The organism is Mesorhizobium sp. M0938, assembly GCF_040319125.1.
Taxonomy (GTDB): Bacteria; Pseudomonadota; Alphaproteobacteria; order Rhizobiales; family Rhizobiaceae; genus Mesorhizobium; species Mesorhizobium robiniae.
This window is the reverse complement of record NZ_JAMYNS010000004.1, coordinates 236,026-252,170: the sequence shown is the minus strand read 5'-3', so window position 1 is coordinate 252,170 and position 16,145 is coordinate 236,026. Positions and strand designations below refer to the sequence as shown.

Annotated in this window: 12 protein-coding genes and 1 pseudogene; 5 read left to right on the top strand and 8 right to left on the bottom strand. The window is 60.8% G+C overall.

From position 1 onward, the window contains the following. Positions 1 to 115: 115 nt before the first annotated feature. A complete protein-coding gene (locus tag NKH73_RS08805) occupies positions 116 to 877 on the bottom strand; it encodes an IS5 family transposase (protein WP_352930393.1) in 762 nt (253 codons plus the stop codon). A 261-nt stretch (positions 878 to 1,138) separates the two neighbouring features. Here NKH73_RS08805 and NKH73_RS08800 point away from each other — a divergent pair. Next, a pseudogene (locus NKH73_RS08800) lies at positions 1,139 to 2,544 on the top strand (DUF1254 domain-containing protein). Between the two features lie 131 nt (positions 2,545 to 2,675). On the opposite strand, the gene NKH73_RS08795 reads toward NKH73_RS08800, so the two are convergent. Next, on the bottom strand, positions 2,676 to 2,870 hold the full coding sequence (locus NKH73_RS08795) for a DUF2735 domain-containing protein (RefSeq protein WP_352930391.1): 195 nt from the start codon (positions 2,868 to 2,870) through the stop codon (positions 2,676 to 2,678). A gap of 316 nt (positions 2,871 to 3,186) precedes the next feature. Between NKH73_RS08795 and NKH73_RS08790 the strand changes: the two genes are divergently transcribed. Continuing rightward, positions 3,187 to 4,224: a glutamine synthetase beta-grasp domain-containing protein gene (locus NKH73_RS08790; protein WP_352930389.1), complete on the top strand. Its 1,038-nt coding sequence runs from the start codon at positions 3,187 to 3,189 to the stop codon at positions 4,222 to 4,224. A 139-nt stretch (positions 4,225 to 4,363) separates the two neighbouring features. Here NKH73_RS08790 and glnA read toward each other — a convergent pair whose 3' ends face one another. Continuing rightward, complete coding sequence (glnA, locus tag NKH73_RS08785; protein WP_292406131.1) at positions 4,364 to 5,773, bottom strand: type I glutamate--ammonia ligase; 1,410 nt, start codon at positions 5,771 to 5,773, stop codon at positions 4,364 to 4,366. Positions 5,774 to 5,827: 54 nt separating this feature from the next. Beyond that, entirely contained in the window at positions 5,828 to 6,166 is a 339-nt protein-coding gene (locus tag NKH73_RS08780; protein WP_006205430.1) for a P-II family nitrogen regulator, read from the bottom strand. A gap of 402 nt (positions 6,167 to 6,568) precedes the next feature. On the opposite strand from NKH73_RS08780, the gene NKH73_RS08775 reads away from it, so the two are divergent. Next, positions 6,569 to 8,098 (top strand): NAD(P)H-hydrate dehydratase, encoded by a 1,530-nt coding sequence (locus NKH73_RS08775; RefSeq protein WP_352930386.1) that lies wholly within the window; start codon positions 6,569 to 6,571, stop codon positions 8,096 to 8,098. Beyond that, positions 8,095 to 10,098, top strand: coding sequence for a hypothetical protein (locus tag NKH73_RS08770; protein WP_352930384.1), 2,004 nt, complete (start codon positions 8,095 to 8,097; stop codon positions 10,096 to 10,098). The genes NKH73_RS08775 and NKH73_RS08770 overlap by 4 nt, the downstream gene beginning before the upstream one ends. Before the next feature lie 36 nt (positions 10,099 to 10,134). Here NKH73_RS08770 and NKH73_RS08765 read toward each other — a convergent pair whose 3' ends face one another. Next, a complete protein-coding gene (locus tag NKH73_RS08765) occupies positions 10,135 to 11,667 on the bottom strand; it encodes an acyl-CoA carboxylase subunit beta (RefSeq protein ID WP_126106685.1) in 1,533 nt (510 codons plus the stop codon). A gap of 388 nt (positions 11,668 to 12,055) precedes the next feature. Here NKH73_RS08765 and NKH73_RS08760 point away from each other — a divergent pair, with 388 nt between their 5' ends. Next, positions 12,056 to 13,483 carry a DEAD/DEAH box helicase gene (locus NKH73_RS08760; protein ID WP_352930381.1) on the top strand — a complete coding sequence of 476 codons (1,428 nt, stop codon included), beginning with the start codon at positions 12,056 to 12,058 and terminating at the stop codon, positions 13,481 to 13,483. A 96-nt stretch (positions 13,484 to 13,579) separates the two neighbouring features. On the opposite strand, the gene NKH73_RS08755 is transcribed toward NKH73_RS08760, so the two are convergent. The 3 genes from NKH73_RS08755 to NKH73_RS08745 form a co-directional block, all read right to left on the bottom strand. Continuing rightward, positions 13,580 to 14,053, bottom strand: a complete 474-nt coding sequence (locus NKH73_RS08755) for a nucleoside deaminase (protein WP_352930379.1) — start codon at positions 14,051 to 14,053, stop codon at positions 13,580 to 13,582. Positions 14,054 to 14,190: 137 nt separating this feature from the next. Further along, positions 14,191 to 15,165 (bottom strand): alpha/beta hydrolase, encoded by a 975-nt coding sequence (locus tag NKH73_RS08750; RefSeq protein WP_352930377.1) that lies wholly within the window; start codon positions 15,163 to 15,165, stop codon positions 14,191 to 14,193. Between the two features lie 93 nt (positions 15,166 to 15,258). Continuing rightward, positions 15,259 to 16,080, bottom strand: a complete 822-nt coding sequence (locus NKH73_RS08745; protein WP_352930375.1) for an SDR family oxidoreductase — start codon at positions 16,078 to 16,080, stop codon at positions 15,259 to 15,261. Between the last annotated feature and the right edge of the window lie 65 nt (positions 16,081 to 16,145).

Here is a 16,145-nt window from a genome sequence, read left to right as displayed (position 1 = left end):
ACGGACTTTCACGCCAAGACCTGACCCTTGGGCCTGACAGCAAAATTGAAAGCCCGGCGCGAGTGATCGCGCCGGGCTTATCAATTTGTCAAAAGCGATGCGGAAGGAAGGGCTATTAGGGCGTGGACTCATAAGCGCGGAGCCAAATCCGAATGGCTGCAAGCTTGATGAAGGCTAGGTAGTTTGCGGCGAGTTTGTCATACCGGGTAGCGACGCGCCTGCATTGCTTGATCCTGTTGAAGAAGCGCTCCACCAAATTGCGTGCCCGGTACAGATGTGGGCTAAAACAGATTGGGTCTTTGCGATTTCGTCTCGGAGGAATGTTGGCCCATGCACCGTGTTCACCGGCGAAAGCTCTGATCCAGTCCGCATCGTATCCTCGATCAGCAAGCAACATCGCGCCTGATTTTAGATCAGACAGCAGCTCAGTGACGAGCCGGTTATCATGGGCCTCGCCGGTGGTCAGTTCAAGGCGAACGGGCATTCCGTTGGTATCGACGCAAGCATGTATTTTAGTAGTTAGCCCACCTCTCGACCGGCCCATCAGCCTTGTTTCGGCCCCTCCCGCGCAACCGCCGTGCTGATGAACGCGGACAATGGAAGTATCGATCATCTGGACGGAGCCATCATGGGTTTCGGTGAGGGCCTCCATGATCAAGTCCCAGATGCCAGCCATCCGCCAACGAACGAACCGGTTGTAGCAGGTCGTGTAAGGCCCAAAGCTCTCCGGCAGATCGCGCCATGGTGCGCCTGACCGCAATATCCAGAAGATGCCGTTGAGGACACGTCGGTCGTTGACCCTCGGCACGCCGCGCGGCTTGTTCGGAAGGAACGGCCTGATGGCAGTCCACTCAAAGTCCGTGAGTTCGTATCTCATGATTCGTGACCCCGGTTCGGGAGCTTGGATCACGCCTATCTCGGTGTTCGCAACACCGAATTTGCAGGTCTGAGATAGGCCGCATAGCGGACATGCCGCAGACATGTCAAACTCGACGCGAATGACCCACAAGAGACATGCGACGGTTCTTTTAGGCCATTGATCCCGGCCATTTATTTAGGCATTTTAAAAGGGGCGGGTTAGGTCCTCCAACGTCTCGAAAGTGACGTGAACCAAGATCGTCAACGAAAGAACGCAGCCATGAAAACCACGCGCAGGCAAGTGCTCATCGTCACCGCTTCGGTGGGCGCGTTGGCGTTCATGACCCCCGCCTGCGCAGCGGACATCGCTCCCGCCGAGGTCCGCGCTATAGCCAAGGAGGCCTACATCTATGGCTTCCCGATGGTGGACAGCTACCGCATTCAACACGCCTACTTCGTGGATACCAAGAACCCCGAATACAAGGCACCTTGGAACCAGCTCCGCAACTTTTCCCGCGTTTTCACGCCTGAGGACAAAGCGGTGCAGACGCCTAACTCGGACACGCCATACTCTTTCCTCGGAATGGACCTCCGCACTGAGCCTATCGTTCTTACCGTACCGCAGATCGAGAAAAGCCGGTATTTCAGCATCCAGCTTATTGACGCATACACTTTCAACTTCGACTACATCGGCAGCCGCACCACCGGCAACGATGGCGGCAGCTTTCTCATCGCTGGTCCGAGTTGGAAAGGTTCGACGCCGAAGGGCGTGAGGAAGGTAATCCGCGCCGAGACGGAATTGGTGCTGGCTCCGTACCGAACGCAACTTCTCAACCCCAGCGACATCGACAACGTGAAGAAAATCCAAGCGGGCTACAAAGTTCAAACGTTGTCGGCCTTCCTCGGCCAGACTGCACCCAAGACCGCACCAGCGATTGATTTCATTCAGCCGCTGACGCCTGATACGCAGAAAACTTCGCTCGAATTTTACAATATTCTGAACTTCATCTTGCAGTTCTGCCCTACGCATCCGTCCGAGAAAAACCTGATGGCACGGTTCGCCAAGATTGGTATCGGTGCAGGAAAGACCTTCAACGCCAATAATCTTGGGCCAGAATGAAAACAGCGATTGAACAGGGTACGGCCGACGCTTGGCAGGCTATGGCCCAATTGCAAAGACGGATGGATGCGGGAGAAGTGACCAGCGGCGACACCTTCGGTACTCGGGAATATTTGAAGAACAACTACCTCTACCGGATGGCCGCTGCCGTGGTTGGCATCTATGGCAACTCCAAGCAGGAGGCTATGTATCCCTTGTATCTCGTGGATGGCGACAAGCAGAAACTGGACGGGTCCAATCGTTACACTGTCCGCTTTGCGCCGGGCCAGTTGCCGCCCGTCAACGCCTTCTGGTCGCTGACAATGTATGAACTGCCTGCGAGCCTGCTCTCAGCCAATCCGCTCAACCGATACCTGCTTAACTCGCCGATGCTCCCGCAGTTCAAGCGTGATGCCGATGGTGGCCTCACCTTCTATGTCCAAAACGACCCGCCCGGCCCGGACAAAGAAGCAAACTGGTTACCCGCACCAAAGGGGCCATTCTTTTCTGTCATGCGGCTCTATTGGCCGAAGGACGAAGCCCTGAAAGGCAAGTGGACTGCGCCGCCGATGAAGCGGATGCAGTGAAACACAGCAGCATCCACTTCCGCTGATGGGACATTTCGGACTTGAGGCGATGTCCGGTTTGAGTCTGCAATACGCAGGATAGCGGACATGAGTTGAGCTCGCTCACGAACCTCGACTTATGAGTACACGCCCTAGCTCTTCCGGTCCTGTTTCTCTTCATCGATGGCCGCTTCGTGGTACCAGCCGCTTCCGAAATCCGTACGGTTGCGCAATGAAGCAAGTTCTGCCGCGAACTTAGCCTTTCCGCTTAAATTTGAGGCAGAAGCGCGTGCTGCCATCGGGAACATCAGGATTTTGGCCGACTGACGGGTAGGAGTGATTTCCATTGTCGGTCTCCTTTCTTCTGCAGAGCCTTGCCGATTCAATCTTTCCTGAAGATAGGTTATGCAATCGAGTTAGGCAATATGATTACAAAAAGAACAGTAAATGCCTATTATTTAGGCGAAGTATGCTTGTGATTGATCCGGGCGCATTGCGGTGGCGGCACGACGAGTTTGTTGGGTGCGACGTCAGTTTTGTCGCATCCTTTGCCGGCGAGAATGGCACACGAATTGCTTTTTAATAATTCGGCAGGTCGGCTGCAGGGTGGCTGGCACGCCGGCGCCGTCCAGGGTTCGGTGATCAAAGCAACGAGAGGCTAGAATGACGAAATACAAGCTCGAGTACATTTGGCTCGATGGATACACCCCGGTTCCCAACCTTCGCGGAAAGACGCAGATCAAGGAATATGCCGAGTTCCCGACGCTCGACCAGCTTCCTCTGTGGGGCTTCGACGGTTCTTCGACCATGCAGGCTGAAGGCCACTCGTCTGACTGCGTGCTGAAGCCGGTCGCCATCTATCCGGATCCCGCGCGCACCAATGGCGTGCTCGTCATATGCGAAGTCATGATGCCGGACGGTGTGACGCCGCATGTTTCCAACAAGCGCGCCACCATCCTCGATGACGAGGGCGCCTGGTTCGGCTTCGAGCAGGAGTATTTCTTCTACAAGGATGGCCGCCCGCTCGGTTTCCCCGAAAGTGGATACCCGGCGCCTCAGGGCCCGTACTACACTGGCGTCGGCTACAGCAACGTCGGCGGCGTCGCCAGGCAGATCGTCGAGGAGCATCTCGACCTTTGCCTTGCCGCCGGCATCAACCATGAAGGCATCAACGCCGAGGTGGCCAAGGGACAGTGGGAATTCCAGATCTTTGGCAAGGGCTCCAAGAAGGCCGCCGACCAGATGTGGATGGCCCGCTACCTGATGCAGCGCCTCACCGAGAAATACGGCATCGACATCGAATACCACTGCAAGCCGCTCGGCGACACCGACTGGAACGGTTCCGGCATGCATGCCAACTTCTCGACCGCCTATATGCGCGAAGTCGGCGGCAAGGCCTATTTCGAAGCGCTGATGGCTGCCTTCGACAAGAACCTGATGGACCACATCGCCGTCTACGGCCCGGATAACGACAAGCGTCTGACCGGCAAGCATGAGACCGCGCCTTGGAACAAGTTCAGCTATGGCATCGCCGATCGCGGCGCCTCGATCCGCGTGCCGCATTCCTTCGTCAACAATGGCTACAAGGGATATCTGGAAGATCGCCGCCCGAACTCGCAGGGCGACCCCTACCAGATCGCTTCGCAAATCCTGAAGACGATCGCCAGCGTGAACACGGCGGAGAAAAAGGCCGCCGCCTGAGCATTCGTCATGGCGTGGACGCCCGCGTCTGCGCCGTGACCAACTTCTTGTCATGCCAGCTCTTGCCGGGATGACGGTGCAAAGAAAACCCCCGCCGGATCGCTCCGGCGGGGGTTTTTGTTGTCTCTTATTCGTCCGATCAGACCGAATAATACATGTCGTACTCGACCGGATGCGGGGTCATTTCGAAGCGCATCACTTCGGCCATCTTGAGCTCGATGTAGCTGTCGATCTGATCGTCGTCGAACACGCCGCCGGCCTTCAGGAAGCCGCGGTCCTTGTCGAGGCTCTGCAGCGCCTCGCGCAGCGAGCCGCAGACGGTCGGGATCTTCTTCAGTTCCTTCGGCGGCAGGTCGTAGAGATCCTTGTCCATCGGCTGGCCGGGATGGATCTTGTTCTTGATGCCGTCGAGGCCGGCCATCAGCATGGCGGCAAAGGCGAGGTAGGGGTTCGCGCCCGGATCGGGGAAGCGGACCTCGACGCGCTTAGCCTTCGGCGACGAGCCGAACGGGATACGGCAGGAGGCAGAGCGGTTGCGAGCCGAATAGGCGAGCAGCACCGGCGCTTCATAGCCGGGCACCAAGCGCTTGTAGGAGTTGGTCAGCGGGTTGGTGAAGGCGTTGATCGCTTTGGCGTGCTTGATGATGCCGCCGATGTAAAACAGGCAGCTCTCAGAGAGGCCGGCATATTCATTGCCGGCGAAGGTCGGCTTGCCGCCCTTCCAGATCGACTGGTGGACGTGCATGCCCGAGCCGTTGTCGCCGAAGACCGGCTTCGGCATGAAGGTGGCCGTCTTGCCATAGGCATTGGCGACCTGGTGCACGACGTACTTGTAGATCAGCATCTTGTCGGCGTTGCGGACCAGCGTGTCGAACTTGATGCCGAGTTCGTGCTGGGCAGCGGCGACTTCGTGGTGATGCTTTTCGACCCGCACGCCCATTTCGGCGAGCACCGTCAGCATCTCCGAGCGCATGTCCTGCGCCGAATCGATCGGCGGCACCGGGAAATAGCCGCCCTTGATACGCGGACGGTGACCGAGGTTGCCGGTCTCATAGTCGGTGTCGTCGTTGGACGGCAATTCGGTGGAGTCTAGCTTGAAGCCGGTGTTGTACGGGTCGGCCTTGTACTTGACGTCGTCAAAGACGAAGAACTCGGCTTCCGGGCCGACGAAGATCTGATCGCCGATGCCTTCCGCCTTCATGTAGGCTTCGGCCTTCTTGGCGGTGCCGCGCGGGTCGCGGTTGTAGGACTCTCCGGAAATCGGATCGAGGATGTCGCACAGGATGACCATGGTCGACTGGGCGAAGAACGGGTCCATATGCACCGTCTCGGTGTCGGGCATCAGCACCATGTCGGACTCGTTGATCGCCTTCCAGCCGGCGATCGAGGATCCGTCGAACATGACGCCGTCGGCAAACATGTCTTCCTCGACCTCAACGACATCCATCGTCACGTGCTGCAGCTTGCCCTTCGGATCTGTGAAGCGCAGGTCAACGAATTTCACGTCGTTGTCCTTGATCTGCTTCATGATGTCTTTGGCTGTCGTCATGTCATGTTTCCCTGTCTGATGACGTTTCGAGGAGATGATCTGAAATCAGAAACCTCAGACCGCGTCCATCCCTGTTTCGCCGGTGCGGATGCGCACGACTTCCTCGATGTTGGAGACGAAGATCTTGCCGTCGCCGATGCGGCCGGTCTGGGCGGCCTTGCGGATGGCTTCGATCGCGCCTTCTACCGCGTCGTCACCGAGCACGACTTCGATTTTCACCTTGGGCAGAAAATCGACGACATATTCGGCGCCGCGATAGAGTTCGGTATGGCCCTTCTGGCGGCCAAAACCCTTGGCCTCCGTAACGGTTATGCCTTGCAGCCCGGCCTCCTGAAGCGCTTCCTTCACTTCGTCTAGCTTGAACGGCTTGATGATCGCTTCGATCTTTTTCATGTAAAAAGTGGCCTCCACTGCCAAAAAGACGGGTTGTGAGCCCCGCTTGCGCCTCCTTCAAGCACGAACTGTGCCAATTTGAGGGGATTCGAAGCGGTATCACGCGATTTCGGTGCCATGCCGCGTCAGGGGGTGATTTCGCGTCATTCGCTGCGTTGAATGCGTCATGGATACTGAGAACCTACACATTGTCGGTCCTTCCGTCTGCACAATAATTGAGCAGATAGGATACATCGCAGGCAAATTCTGTTTTGGCGGCGTCATTGTCCCCAACGAAGTGCTTATAGATTGCGCCATCTCGGCGCCCGTTTGCTTTAGAGCCGAAAACTGGACAATCTTTGAACACAAGCACCGGGGTTTGAACACAGGGATCAGGCCTGAGCCAATGCGGATCGGCAGTCCATGAACAACGAGCTTTTGTTTCCGGCCGAGATGACCGAGGCCGACCGGCTGGCGATCGCCACCGGACCACGCGACGGCATCGGCCTGATGCGCAGTGCAGGGGCCGCGGTCGCTGCGGTGGTGCTCGCCCATTTCCCGGCTGCCAGACGGGTCCACGTCCTGTGCGGTCCCGGCAGCAACGGCGGCGACGGCTACGTCGTCGCCAAATTGCTGCATGACAGCGGCGTCGACGTAGCCGCGTGGGCGTCCGGCTCACCTAGGCCTGGCAGCGACGCGGCGCTCGCTGCTTCGGAGTGCCCGGTCAGGCCTCGGCCGCTGTCGGAGTTTGTTGCCGAGGCAGGTTCGATCCTGGTCGATGCGCTTTATGGGGCAGGGCTGTCCAAGCCGCTGTCCGGTGATGCCACCAGGGCGGTCGAGGTCGCGACAGAACTGAACCTGCCTGTCGTCGCGGTCGATCTGCCCTCGGGCGTGTCAGGCGAGAGCGGCCAGAGTCTCGGCCAAGCATTCCGCGCCCGGATCACGGTGACGTTTGCGCGAAAAAAGCCTGGCCATCTGCTGTTGCCTGGGCGCGAAATGTGCGGCGAGCTGGTGCTTGCCGACATCGGCATCGACGACGGGATCATTGCGCAGCTTGAACCGCGAACCTTCGAGAACACCCCGCCGCTTTGGATAAGGAATTTCCCGGTTCCAGCCGTCGACGCCCATAAATACAAGCGCGGCCATGTCGGCGTTTTTTCGGGCGGGCCATCGGCGACGGGCGCCGCACGGCTGTCGGCGCTTGCCGCGGCCAGAAGCGGGGCAGGGGCGGTGACCGTGCTGTCGCCGGCGAACGCCATGCAGGTTAACGCCGTGCATCTGACCTCGATCATGCTGCGTAAGGCCGACATAATCGCGGACGTGAAGGAATTCATCGGCCACCGGCCGTCGGCTTTCGTCCTCGGACCCGGATTTGGCGTTGGTGAAAAAACACGGGATTTTGCCCTCGGCGTGCTGGCCACCGGGCAGCGGCCAGACAACAGGGTCGACGGGTTGGTGCTCGACGCCGATGGCATCACGTCGTTTCGCGATGCGCCGAACGCTTTGTTCGAAGCCGCCCGTCGTTCGAACGCGCCGGCGCTGGTGCTGACGCCGCATGAGGGCGAATTCGCCAGGCTGTTTCCAGACATCGCCGGAGACAACAACCTGTCCAAGCTGGCCAAGGCGCGCACTGCCGCAGAGCGCGCCGGCGCCATCGTCGTCTACAAGGGCGCGGACACCGTAATCGCGACGCCCGATGGCAGAGCGGCAATCAACGGCAATGGCGCACCATGGCTGGCCACTGCCGGGTCGGGCGACGTGCTGTCGGGCATCATTGCCGGCTTCCTGGCGCAAAGTATGCCGGCTTTCGAAGCCGCCTGCGCGGCGGTCTGGATCCATGCCGAGGCCGGCAGCCGTTTCGGACCTGGGCTGATCGCCGAAGACTTGCCGCTGGCGCTGCTGCCGGTGCTGCGCGAGCTTGCCGAAAATCGCAATGGGATGATCGCTGGATGAACCGCTGGCTCGCCTTGGTCGCCGTAATTTTCGCCTTCCTCTTCACAGCCAATCTCGCGCGTGCCGAAGGTCCGGTGATCATCGTAGACGATCCGGCCGTGCTTGCCGCCCTCGACAGTAGAGGCTTTGGTTTCGCCGGCATTTTCGGCGTCGATGGCAAGGGCGACCTGAAGACGCTCTATGACAAGGCACCGGCCTATCACCAGATCGTCGAAACGGTTGCCGGCGATGTCGCTGCGCTGCGAGCCGAGATGAAGGCTGGCGGGCGGCCGCTCTACGAAGTCACCGACGGCAATGTCGGCCGCATCATGGACATGCGCTGGCTGAAGACCGACGCCGCGCGCTTCCGGCTGGTCGGTGTCGTCAACCGGCTCGATCGGCGCGATTTCGCCGAGATGTGGGGTGACGGAAGCTGCGGCGAGGTGCGTTTCATCTATCGCCTTGCCTACAGCTTCAAGAAAAACGGCAAGGTTCTGGCCTCGCGCCTGCCGTTCAACTTCAATGCCATCTACAGCGTCGCGCCGGACGCCGATGGCGGCTGCGTCGGCGTTGCCGGGCGATGGACGCCGCAGCTCGATGAAACCGTCGACATCGGCTGGCTCATCGGCGGGCCGGTTGAAAAGGCCGGGCTGAGCTTCAAGCAGCTCGAGCTCAACGCCCAGGTAGTGCGCTTTCCCTCCGGCCAGGAGACCGAATTCGGCGGGCAGGCCGCCTATCTCATGCGGATTTTCGGCATCGACGGCGCTGAAGTCATCGAGAGGCCGCTGGAAAACACGCCTGACGTGGCGCTGCTGTCGGAAGACGCCGCGCTGAAGCAAAGACTCGCCGACTACATCGGCGCCAATCTCACGGCAGTCGATCTCGGCGTCTACGAAATCCCGGATGAATTCCTGGCGAAGAAAATCATCTCTTGGTCGACCTTCGGTAGCGCAAGGCAGGCCAACCACCCATTCACGCCGCTTTTCCAGCCCGCGGATTTTTCTGGGCTAGACTATTCCGCGCTGAGACTGGTGCGCACGCCGGAAGCGCTGGTCGAGCGGCTGGACAATGGCGCCTGCCAAGGTTGCCATCAGGCGGGTTCGACCGCCGGTTTCCATTTCATCGGTCTCGACGACAAGACGACCTCGCCGCTGAACCGCATCGAGGTCGGCATCTCGCCGCATCTTCATGCCGAGATGCCGCGGCGCGAGGCTTGGCTGCGCGCGACCGCCGAGGGCAAGGAGCCGAACCGCTTCCGCCCGCTGTCCTTCGCGCCGCCGGCCGCATGGAAGGACGCCGGCGAGGTCGCTTACGCACCGGCCGAGATGGCGATGCCATGTCTGATGCCAGAGGATGCGGCCCGCTTTGGCACGACTTGGCAATGCGGCGGCGGCACCGTCTGCACGCCGCTGGCGACTGCTTCGGCCGTGCGGACCAAACTGGCGCAATGCCTGCTGCCCAAAGACAGTAAAAGGATGTTTTCCGGCCATCCATGCCTGACCGGCTCGATCACCAGCAATCCGGCGCAGCCGTTCAATGACCGCTACAGCATATCGGGCCAGTTCGCCGCCTTCGCGACCGACATTTCGCGCACCGCCTATACCTGCCGCCCTCCGAAAATCGGCGTGCCGGCAGGCATCGCCTATCGCGGCTGCGACGAGAAGGACCGCAGCTTCGCCGGCTTCAAGCCGGGCAAGCCGATGCCGAACGAGATCTGTGGACTGGTCGGCGGCAAGAAATTCGACATTTGCGTGGCGACCAACAATTTCGACCAGTGCCTCGGCGGCGCGGTCAATCGCGGCAACCGGCCGGCCTGCTCGGCCGATCATTTCTGCCGCGAGGATTATATGTGCCAGTCGCTACCTCCGGACACGCCGGGCGCCGCTAAGGTGAAAGGCATCGGCTTCTGCTCGCCGACCTATTTCATCTTCCAGATGCGCATCGACAACCACGCGACGCCTTGGGCGGGCGCCGTCCGCGCGACGATGGGAGCTGGGTTCGGAGCGGCAGCAGCAGAGTGAGCTTTTGTTGTAGCCGCCTTCGCGCTGCCGGCGATGTCACAGCGGAATGTTGTCGTGCTTCTTCCAGGGGTTCTGCATATCCTTGTTGCGCAGCATGCGGAGCGCGCGCGCAATGCGCCGACGGGTCGAATGGGGCATGATCACCTCGTCGACATAGCCGCGCTCGGCGGCGACGAAGGGTGACAGGAAGCGATCCTCGTAAGCCTTTGTATGCGCTGCGATCTTTTCCGCATCGCCTATATCCTTGCGATAGATGATCTCGACCGCGCCCCTGGCGCCCATCACCGCGATCTGCGCCGTCGGCCAGGCATAGTTCATGTCGCCGCGCAGATGCTTTGACGCCATCACGTCATAAGCGCCGCCATAGGCCTTTCGGGTGATGACGGTGATCTTCGGAACCGTCGCCTCGGCATAGGCGAACAAAAGCTTGGCGCCGTGCTTGATCAGCCCGCCATATTCCTGCGCGGTGCCGGGTAGAAAGCCCGGAACGTCGACGAAGGTGACAATCGGAATCGAGAAGCAGTCGCAGAAGCGCACGAACCGAGCCGCCTTGCGGCTGGCATCCGAATCGAGCACGCCGGCCAGTACCATCGGTTGGTTGGCGACGAAGCCGACCGTGCGGCCTTCGACGCGCCCGAAACCGGTGACGATGTTTTTCGCAAAATTCTGCTGGATCTCGAAGAAGTCACCCTCGTCGGCAACTTTAAGGATCAACTCCTTGATGTCGTAGGGTTTGTTGGCGTTGTCAGGGATCAGCCGGTCGAGCGACAGATCGTGATCGGTGACCGACTGGTAGCATTCGATCTCAGGGATATCAGCCGTGTTGGAGGCCGGCAGCAGATCGACCAGCCGGCGCATCTGCAGCAACGCCTCGACGTCATTGTCGTAAGCGCCGTCGGCGATCGAGGACTTCGTCGTGTGGACAGAGGCGCCGCCGAGGCTTTCGGCCGTCACCGTCTCGTTGGTGACCGTCTTCACCACGTCTGGCCCGGTGACGAACATGTAGGAGGTGTCGCGCACCATGAAGATGAAGTCGGTCATGGCTGGCGAATAGACGTCGCCGCCGGCACAGGGGCCCATGATCAGTGAAATCTGCGGGATCACGCCGGAGGCGAGCACATTGCGCTGGAAGATCTCGGCATAGCCGCCAAGTGCTGCCACGCCTTCCTGGATGCGGGCGCCGCCGGCGTCGTAGAGGCCGATGATCGGCGCGCGGTTGCGCAGTGCCATCTCCTGCACCTTGACCACCTTTTCGGCGTGGGCCTCGGACAGCGAGCCGCCGAACACGGTAAAGTCCTTGGCGAAGACATAGACCGGGCGGCCATTGACGGTACCCCAGCCGGTGACGACGCCGTCGCCGGCGATCTTGGTCTTCTCCATGCCGAAATCGGTCGAGCGATGCTCGACATACATGTCGAACTCCTCGAACGAGCCCTCGTCGAGAAAGACGTCGATGCGCTCGCGCGCGGTGAGTTTGCCCTTCTTGTGCTGTGCGTCGATACGGGCCTGGCCGCCGCCCATGCGCGCCATGTCGCGGCGGCGCTCGAGTTCCTTCAGCACGTCCTTCATCGGTCGATCCTCAAAACGGAAAGCTGATTTGTGGTAGTCATGCAGGCAGGGGAGCGCAAGCGCCGCTTTTGCCGTCGATTTGTTGCGTCGCAACATGGCGCCCCTTGCATTCCGTAGCGAACTGGGCCATATGCGGCGACATAGGCGCTTGGGCCGGGAGTATCCGGCCTTCTCGATGAATGAGACTGGTTGCGTCTGTTTTCCCTCTTCCCGACAATCGGCAAGGTGGTGAAAAAGCCCCGCGGCATGATGCCTGCGGGCACGACAGCGCAGCCGAGTGGACGATCCCGTCCGCCCGCCTTGTCGTTCCATATCAATTTTTTCGACGGCAGGTTGCGCCCTGCCGCCATCGATGTTGCGGCCAGGAGCCGCGTGAAAGAAGACTATTTTGACCAACGAAAACACTTTTGCCGGTACCACTTCGACCGGTAACACTGCGGAACTCACCGGTTTCGCAGCGCTTGGAATTTCGGGCGCGCTGCTCAAGGCGACCCATGGCGCCGGCTTTACCGAGCCGAAGCCGATCCAGACCCAGGCGATCCCGCCCCAGATGGAAGGCCGTGACATCTTCGGCATCGCCCAGACCGGCTCCGGCAAGACGGCGGCCTTTGCGCTGCCGATCCTGTCGAAAATCATCGCGCTCGGCACCAAGCGCCGTGCAAAGACCACACGTGCCCTGATCCTGGCGCCGACGCGCGAGCTCGCCGTGCAGATCGAGGACACCATCAAGATCCTCGCCAAGGGCGCGCATGTCTCGACCGCGCTCGTGCTTGGCGGCGTCTCTCGCTTCAGCCAGGTCAAGAAAGTTGCACCCGGTGTCGACATCCTGATCGCCACGCCGGGCCGCTTGACCGATCTGGTGCGCGAGGGTGACCTTATTCTCTCCGACACCAAATGGCTGGTGCTGGACGAGGGTGACCGCATGCTCGACATGGGCTTCATCAACGACGTCAAGCGCATCGCCAAGGCGACCGCGCCCGACCGTCAGACGGTGCTGTTCTCTGCGACCATGCCGAATGAAATCGCCGAGCTGGCGAAGGGCCTGCTGAAAAATCCGATCCGCGTCGAAGTGGCACCGCAAAGCACGGCGGCGGCCGAGATCGTGCAGGGCGTCGTCTTCGCCCGCACCAAGCAGAAGCGCCAGGTGCTGTCCAAGATGCTCGCCGACGAGGCGATGAAGTCCGTCATCATCTTTTCGCGCACCAAGCATGGCGCCGACAGGGTGACCAAGGACCTCGAGCGCGACGGCTTCAAGGCCGCCGTCATCCACGGCAACAAGTCGCAGAACGCTCGCCAGAAGGCGCTGAACGATTTCCGCGAGGGTTCGGTGCGCATTCTTGTGGCGACCGACATCGCGGCGCGCGGCATCGACGTGCCCGGCATCAGCCACGTCGTCAATTTCGACCTGCCGGACGAGGCGGAGAGCTATGTTCACCGCATCGGCCGCACCGGGCGCAACGGCATGGACGGAATCGCGATCACGCTTTGCGATCCTTCCGAAAACAGCAAGCTGCGCCAGGTCGAGCGCATCATCCGCACCAAGCTGCCGATCGTTGCCGACCATCTCGGCAGTCCCGATCCAGTGCGCAATCCGGCTGAAAAGAACGAGCGCTTCGAGCCGGCCAATGACCGCAACGACCACAATGGCCGTCGCGACGGCCGGCGGCCCGGAGGCCAGAACAACGGCTTCGGCAAGAAGCGCTTCGGCGACAAGCCGGCTTTTGCCGGTGAGCGCAAGCCGGAAGGCGCCAAGCCCTTCAAGGGCAACAACAAGCGTCGTTTCGGTGGCAAGCGGCCGGCGGCGCGGGCTGCGTAATCACATAGGTGCATCCGGCCGAGCCGTACGGCTCGGCTGCTCACAATGAAAAAAGGCGATCGGAGCGATGCTTCGGTCGCCTTTTTCGCCTGAGACCTAAACCTTGCCCAAATGCTTTGGCCAGAATTCCTGGTGGACTTCGGCGGCTTCGTCTTCGAGGTTCGTCGGGCCAACCACAGTGACGGCACGCGCGCCGGTCTGCAACACTGCCCGGCTAGGCACATTTAACCCGATCCCAGCAATCTCGCCGAGCCGCGTTTCGGAGCACGCAAACACCATACGCCCGATACCCGACCAGTAGATCGCCCCGGAGCACATCGCGCACGGCTCAGTGCTGGTGTAGAGCGTGCAGTCGGCGAGAAAAGCAGGATCGTAGTGCTGCGCCGCCAGTTTAACCAAGTTCATCTCGGCGTGTTTTGTCATATCGTGGCCGGTGAAGACGCTGTTTTCGGCGCGCAGGATGACTTCGCCGTCCTTTACCAGCACCGAGCCAAACGGTTCGTCGCCGTTTGCCATCGCGGATTTCGAGAGCGCAATCGCCTCGCGCAGAAACGGCTCGTGATTTTCCATGAGAACCCCCGAGAGTTAGAGCGGGATGATCTTCCCTCGGATTGGAGGGATTTCCAAGGGCTGCAAATCCGATTCAAGATCGGTGATCTGCATCGCTGCAACCGTCATCTTCTGGCTCTAGGCAATGAGTCCTGAGGCTAGTTCACCACCGCCTCCACCCACACCACAATGCGCTGCGCGAGGAAGGCTGTCGTTGCTGGCGACAGCGCGTCACCGGCAATGACGTGGTTATCCCGATCGCCGGTATCGTCGACCGGCACCAACTCGTGCGCAGCGCCCCAGCGCCCGGCAATTTCACGGGTGCGGTCGGGCCGCACGATCGTGTCCGAATCCGAAAAGATGAACAGGGCAGGGATCGTCGCCTTCTCCACCGGCGCGCCATAGGCAAGCTCGGTCAGCGCCACCATCGGCAACGCAGCCGCGATCGGATAGCGGTAGGTCCAGAATTTCTCGTGCAGCGCGTTGCGTGGCACGAAGCTGCGCTCCTTGCCGGCGACCAGCTCGGCGATTGCTCGGCCCCACGGCATGGTCAGAAGTTCGGCGCCGGAAGCCTTGACGCCGAAATTCGGCGAGATGAATGCGATTGCCGCCACCCCGTCCGACGCGCCTGGCTGCGTCGCGGCCCAGGCCGCCAGCGAGCCGCCGGTCGAGGTCGCGATGACGATCACCTTGTCGCCGATCGCCCGGCCGATGGCGAGCGCTTCCTCATAATCGTTGATCCAGGCGTTGACGCTGCCTTCGGCCATTGCGGCACCGCCCTGTCCGTGGCCGGTGAGCCGGGTGTAGTAAAGATTGGCATCCAGCTGGTCGGCCACCTCGTCGGGCAGCGGACGAACCTCGCCCTTCGACGCCGAAAAGCCGTGGATATAGACGATCGCGAGCGGCGTCCTGGCACGGACCATCGGGTTGGCCCAGATGATTTCCTTCTCCAACCCATCGTAAATGTCCGGTACGGCAGCCTCCTTGCGTGCCAGATAGGCCTGCGGATCGTCGCCGACCGCGGAGGCATCGAAGCGTATCGTGGTGTCGACCGGCACACGCGGGCCAAGCGAGAAAGCGAGGATGAGGATGAGGGCGAGACCCAATATCGCAAGCACGATCCGTCGCCCCATCGCAGACTCCACGCATCAATTCTCAATCTATGGCCGCAAAATGCAAACAGGCAACGGGATCCCGCCGGGGGGATCGCCAACTTTATGGCCGGCCTATTCGCTCGGCGGCTTGCGGTCGAAATTCAGCGGACGTGACTTCCAGCGGGTCGCAGTGCTGATGAACCATCGGCAGAATGGTCGCGGCAGGATGCTGAGCAGTTTCAGGCCCCAGCTTAGGCGGCGCGGGAAGGTGACTTCGAAGCCGCCGGATTTGATGCCGCGCGCCATGCGGCGCGAGGCGCGATTGACGGGCATCAGCGCGGGCATCGGCAGCAAGTTTTTCTCGGTCAGCGGCGTGTCGACGAAGCCCGGGTTCATCACCTGAATGCGCACGTTCATCTTATCAAAGTCGTATTTCAGCGACTCCGCCAATATGTTGATCGCCGCTTTGGTGCCGCCATAGGCGGCCGTAGTCGGCCAGCCGAAATAGGCGGTGACCGAACCGACCAGCACGACATGGCCGCGCGCGCGGACGCGCATGCGTTCTATGACCGGCACCAGGCCATTTATGATGCCGAAGTAATTGACATCGAAGGACTGGCGAAACCCGCGGACGGTGAGGTCTTCGCCCGGGGTCGCGATATAGTTCCCGGCATTGAAGACGGCCAAGACGATGGGGCCGAGATCCCTCTCGATCGCCGCGACCGTCTTTGCCATGCGCGTCTCGTCGGTGACGTCGCAGGGATAGGCCGTGACGTGGCCCGGCATCTGCGCCGTCTCGACAACCAACGAGTCGATCGGATCGTCGTCGAGCGCCGTCACTGCGACGGTATAGCCTTGAGCCGCCAGGTCCTTGGCCAGTGAACGGCCCATGCCGCTGCTGCCGCCCGTGATCCAGGCGACGCCGTGCTTCGGGTTGGCCCGATAGAGTGTCATGCTATGCCCTGCGACATTGTCTTAGCTTGTGCTCTAGCGGTGAAGAAATCGAATGGAAAGAGCGC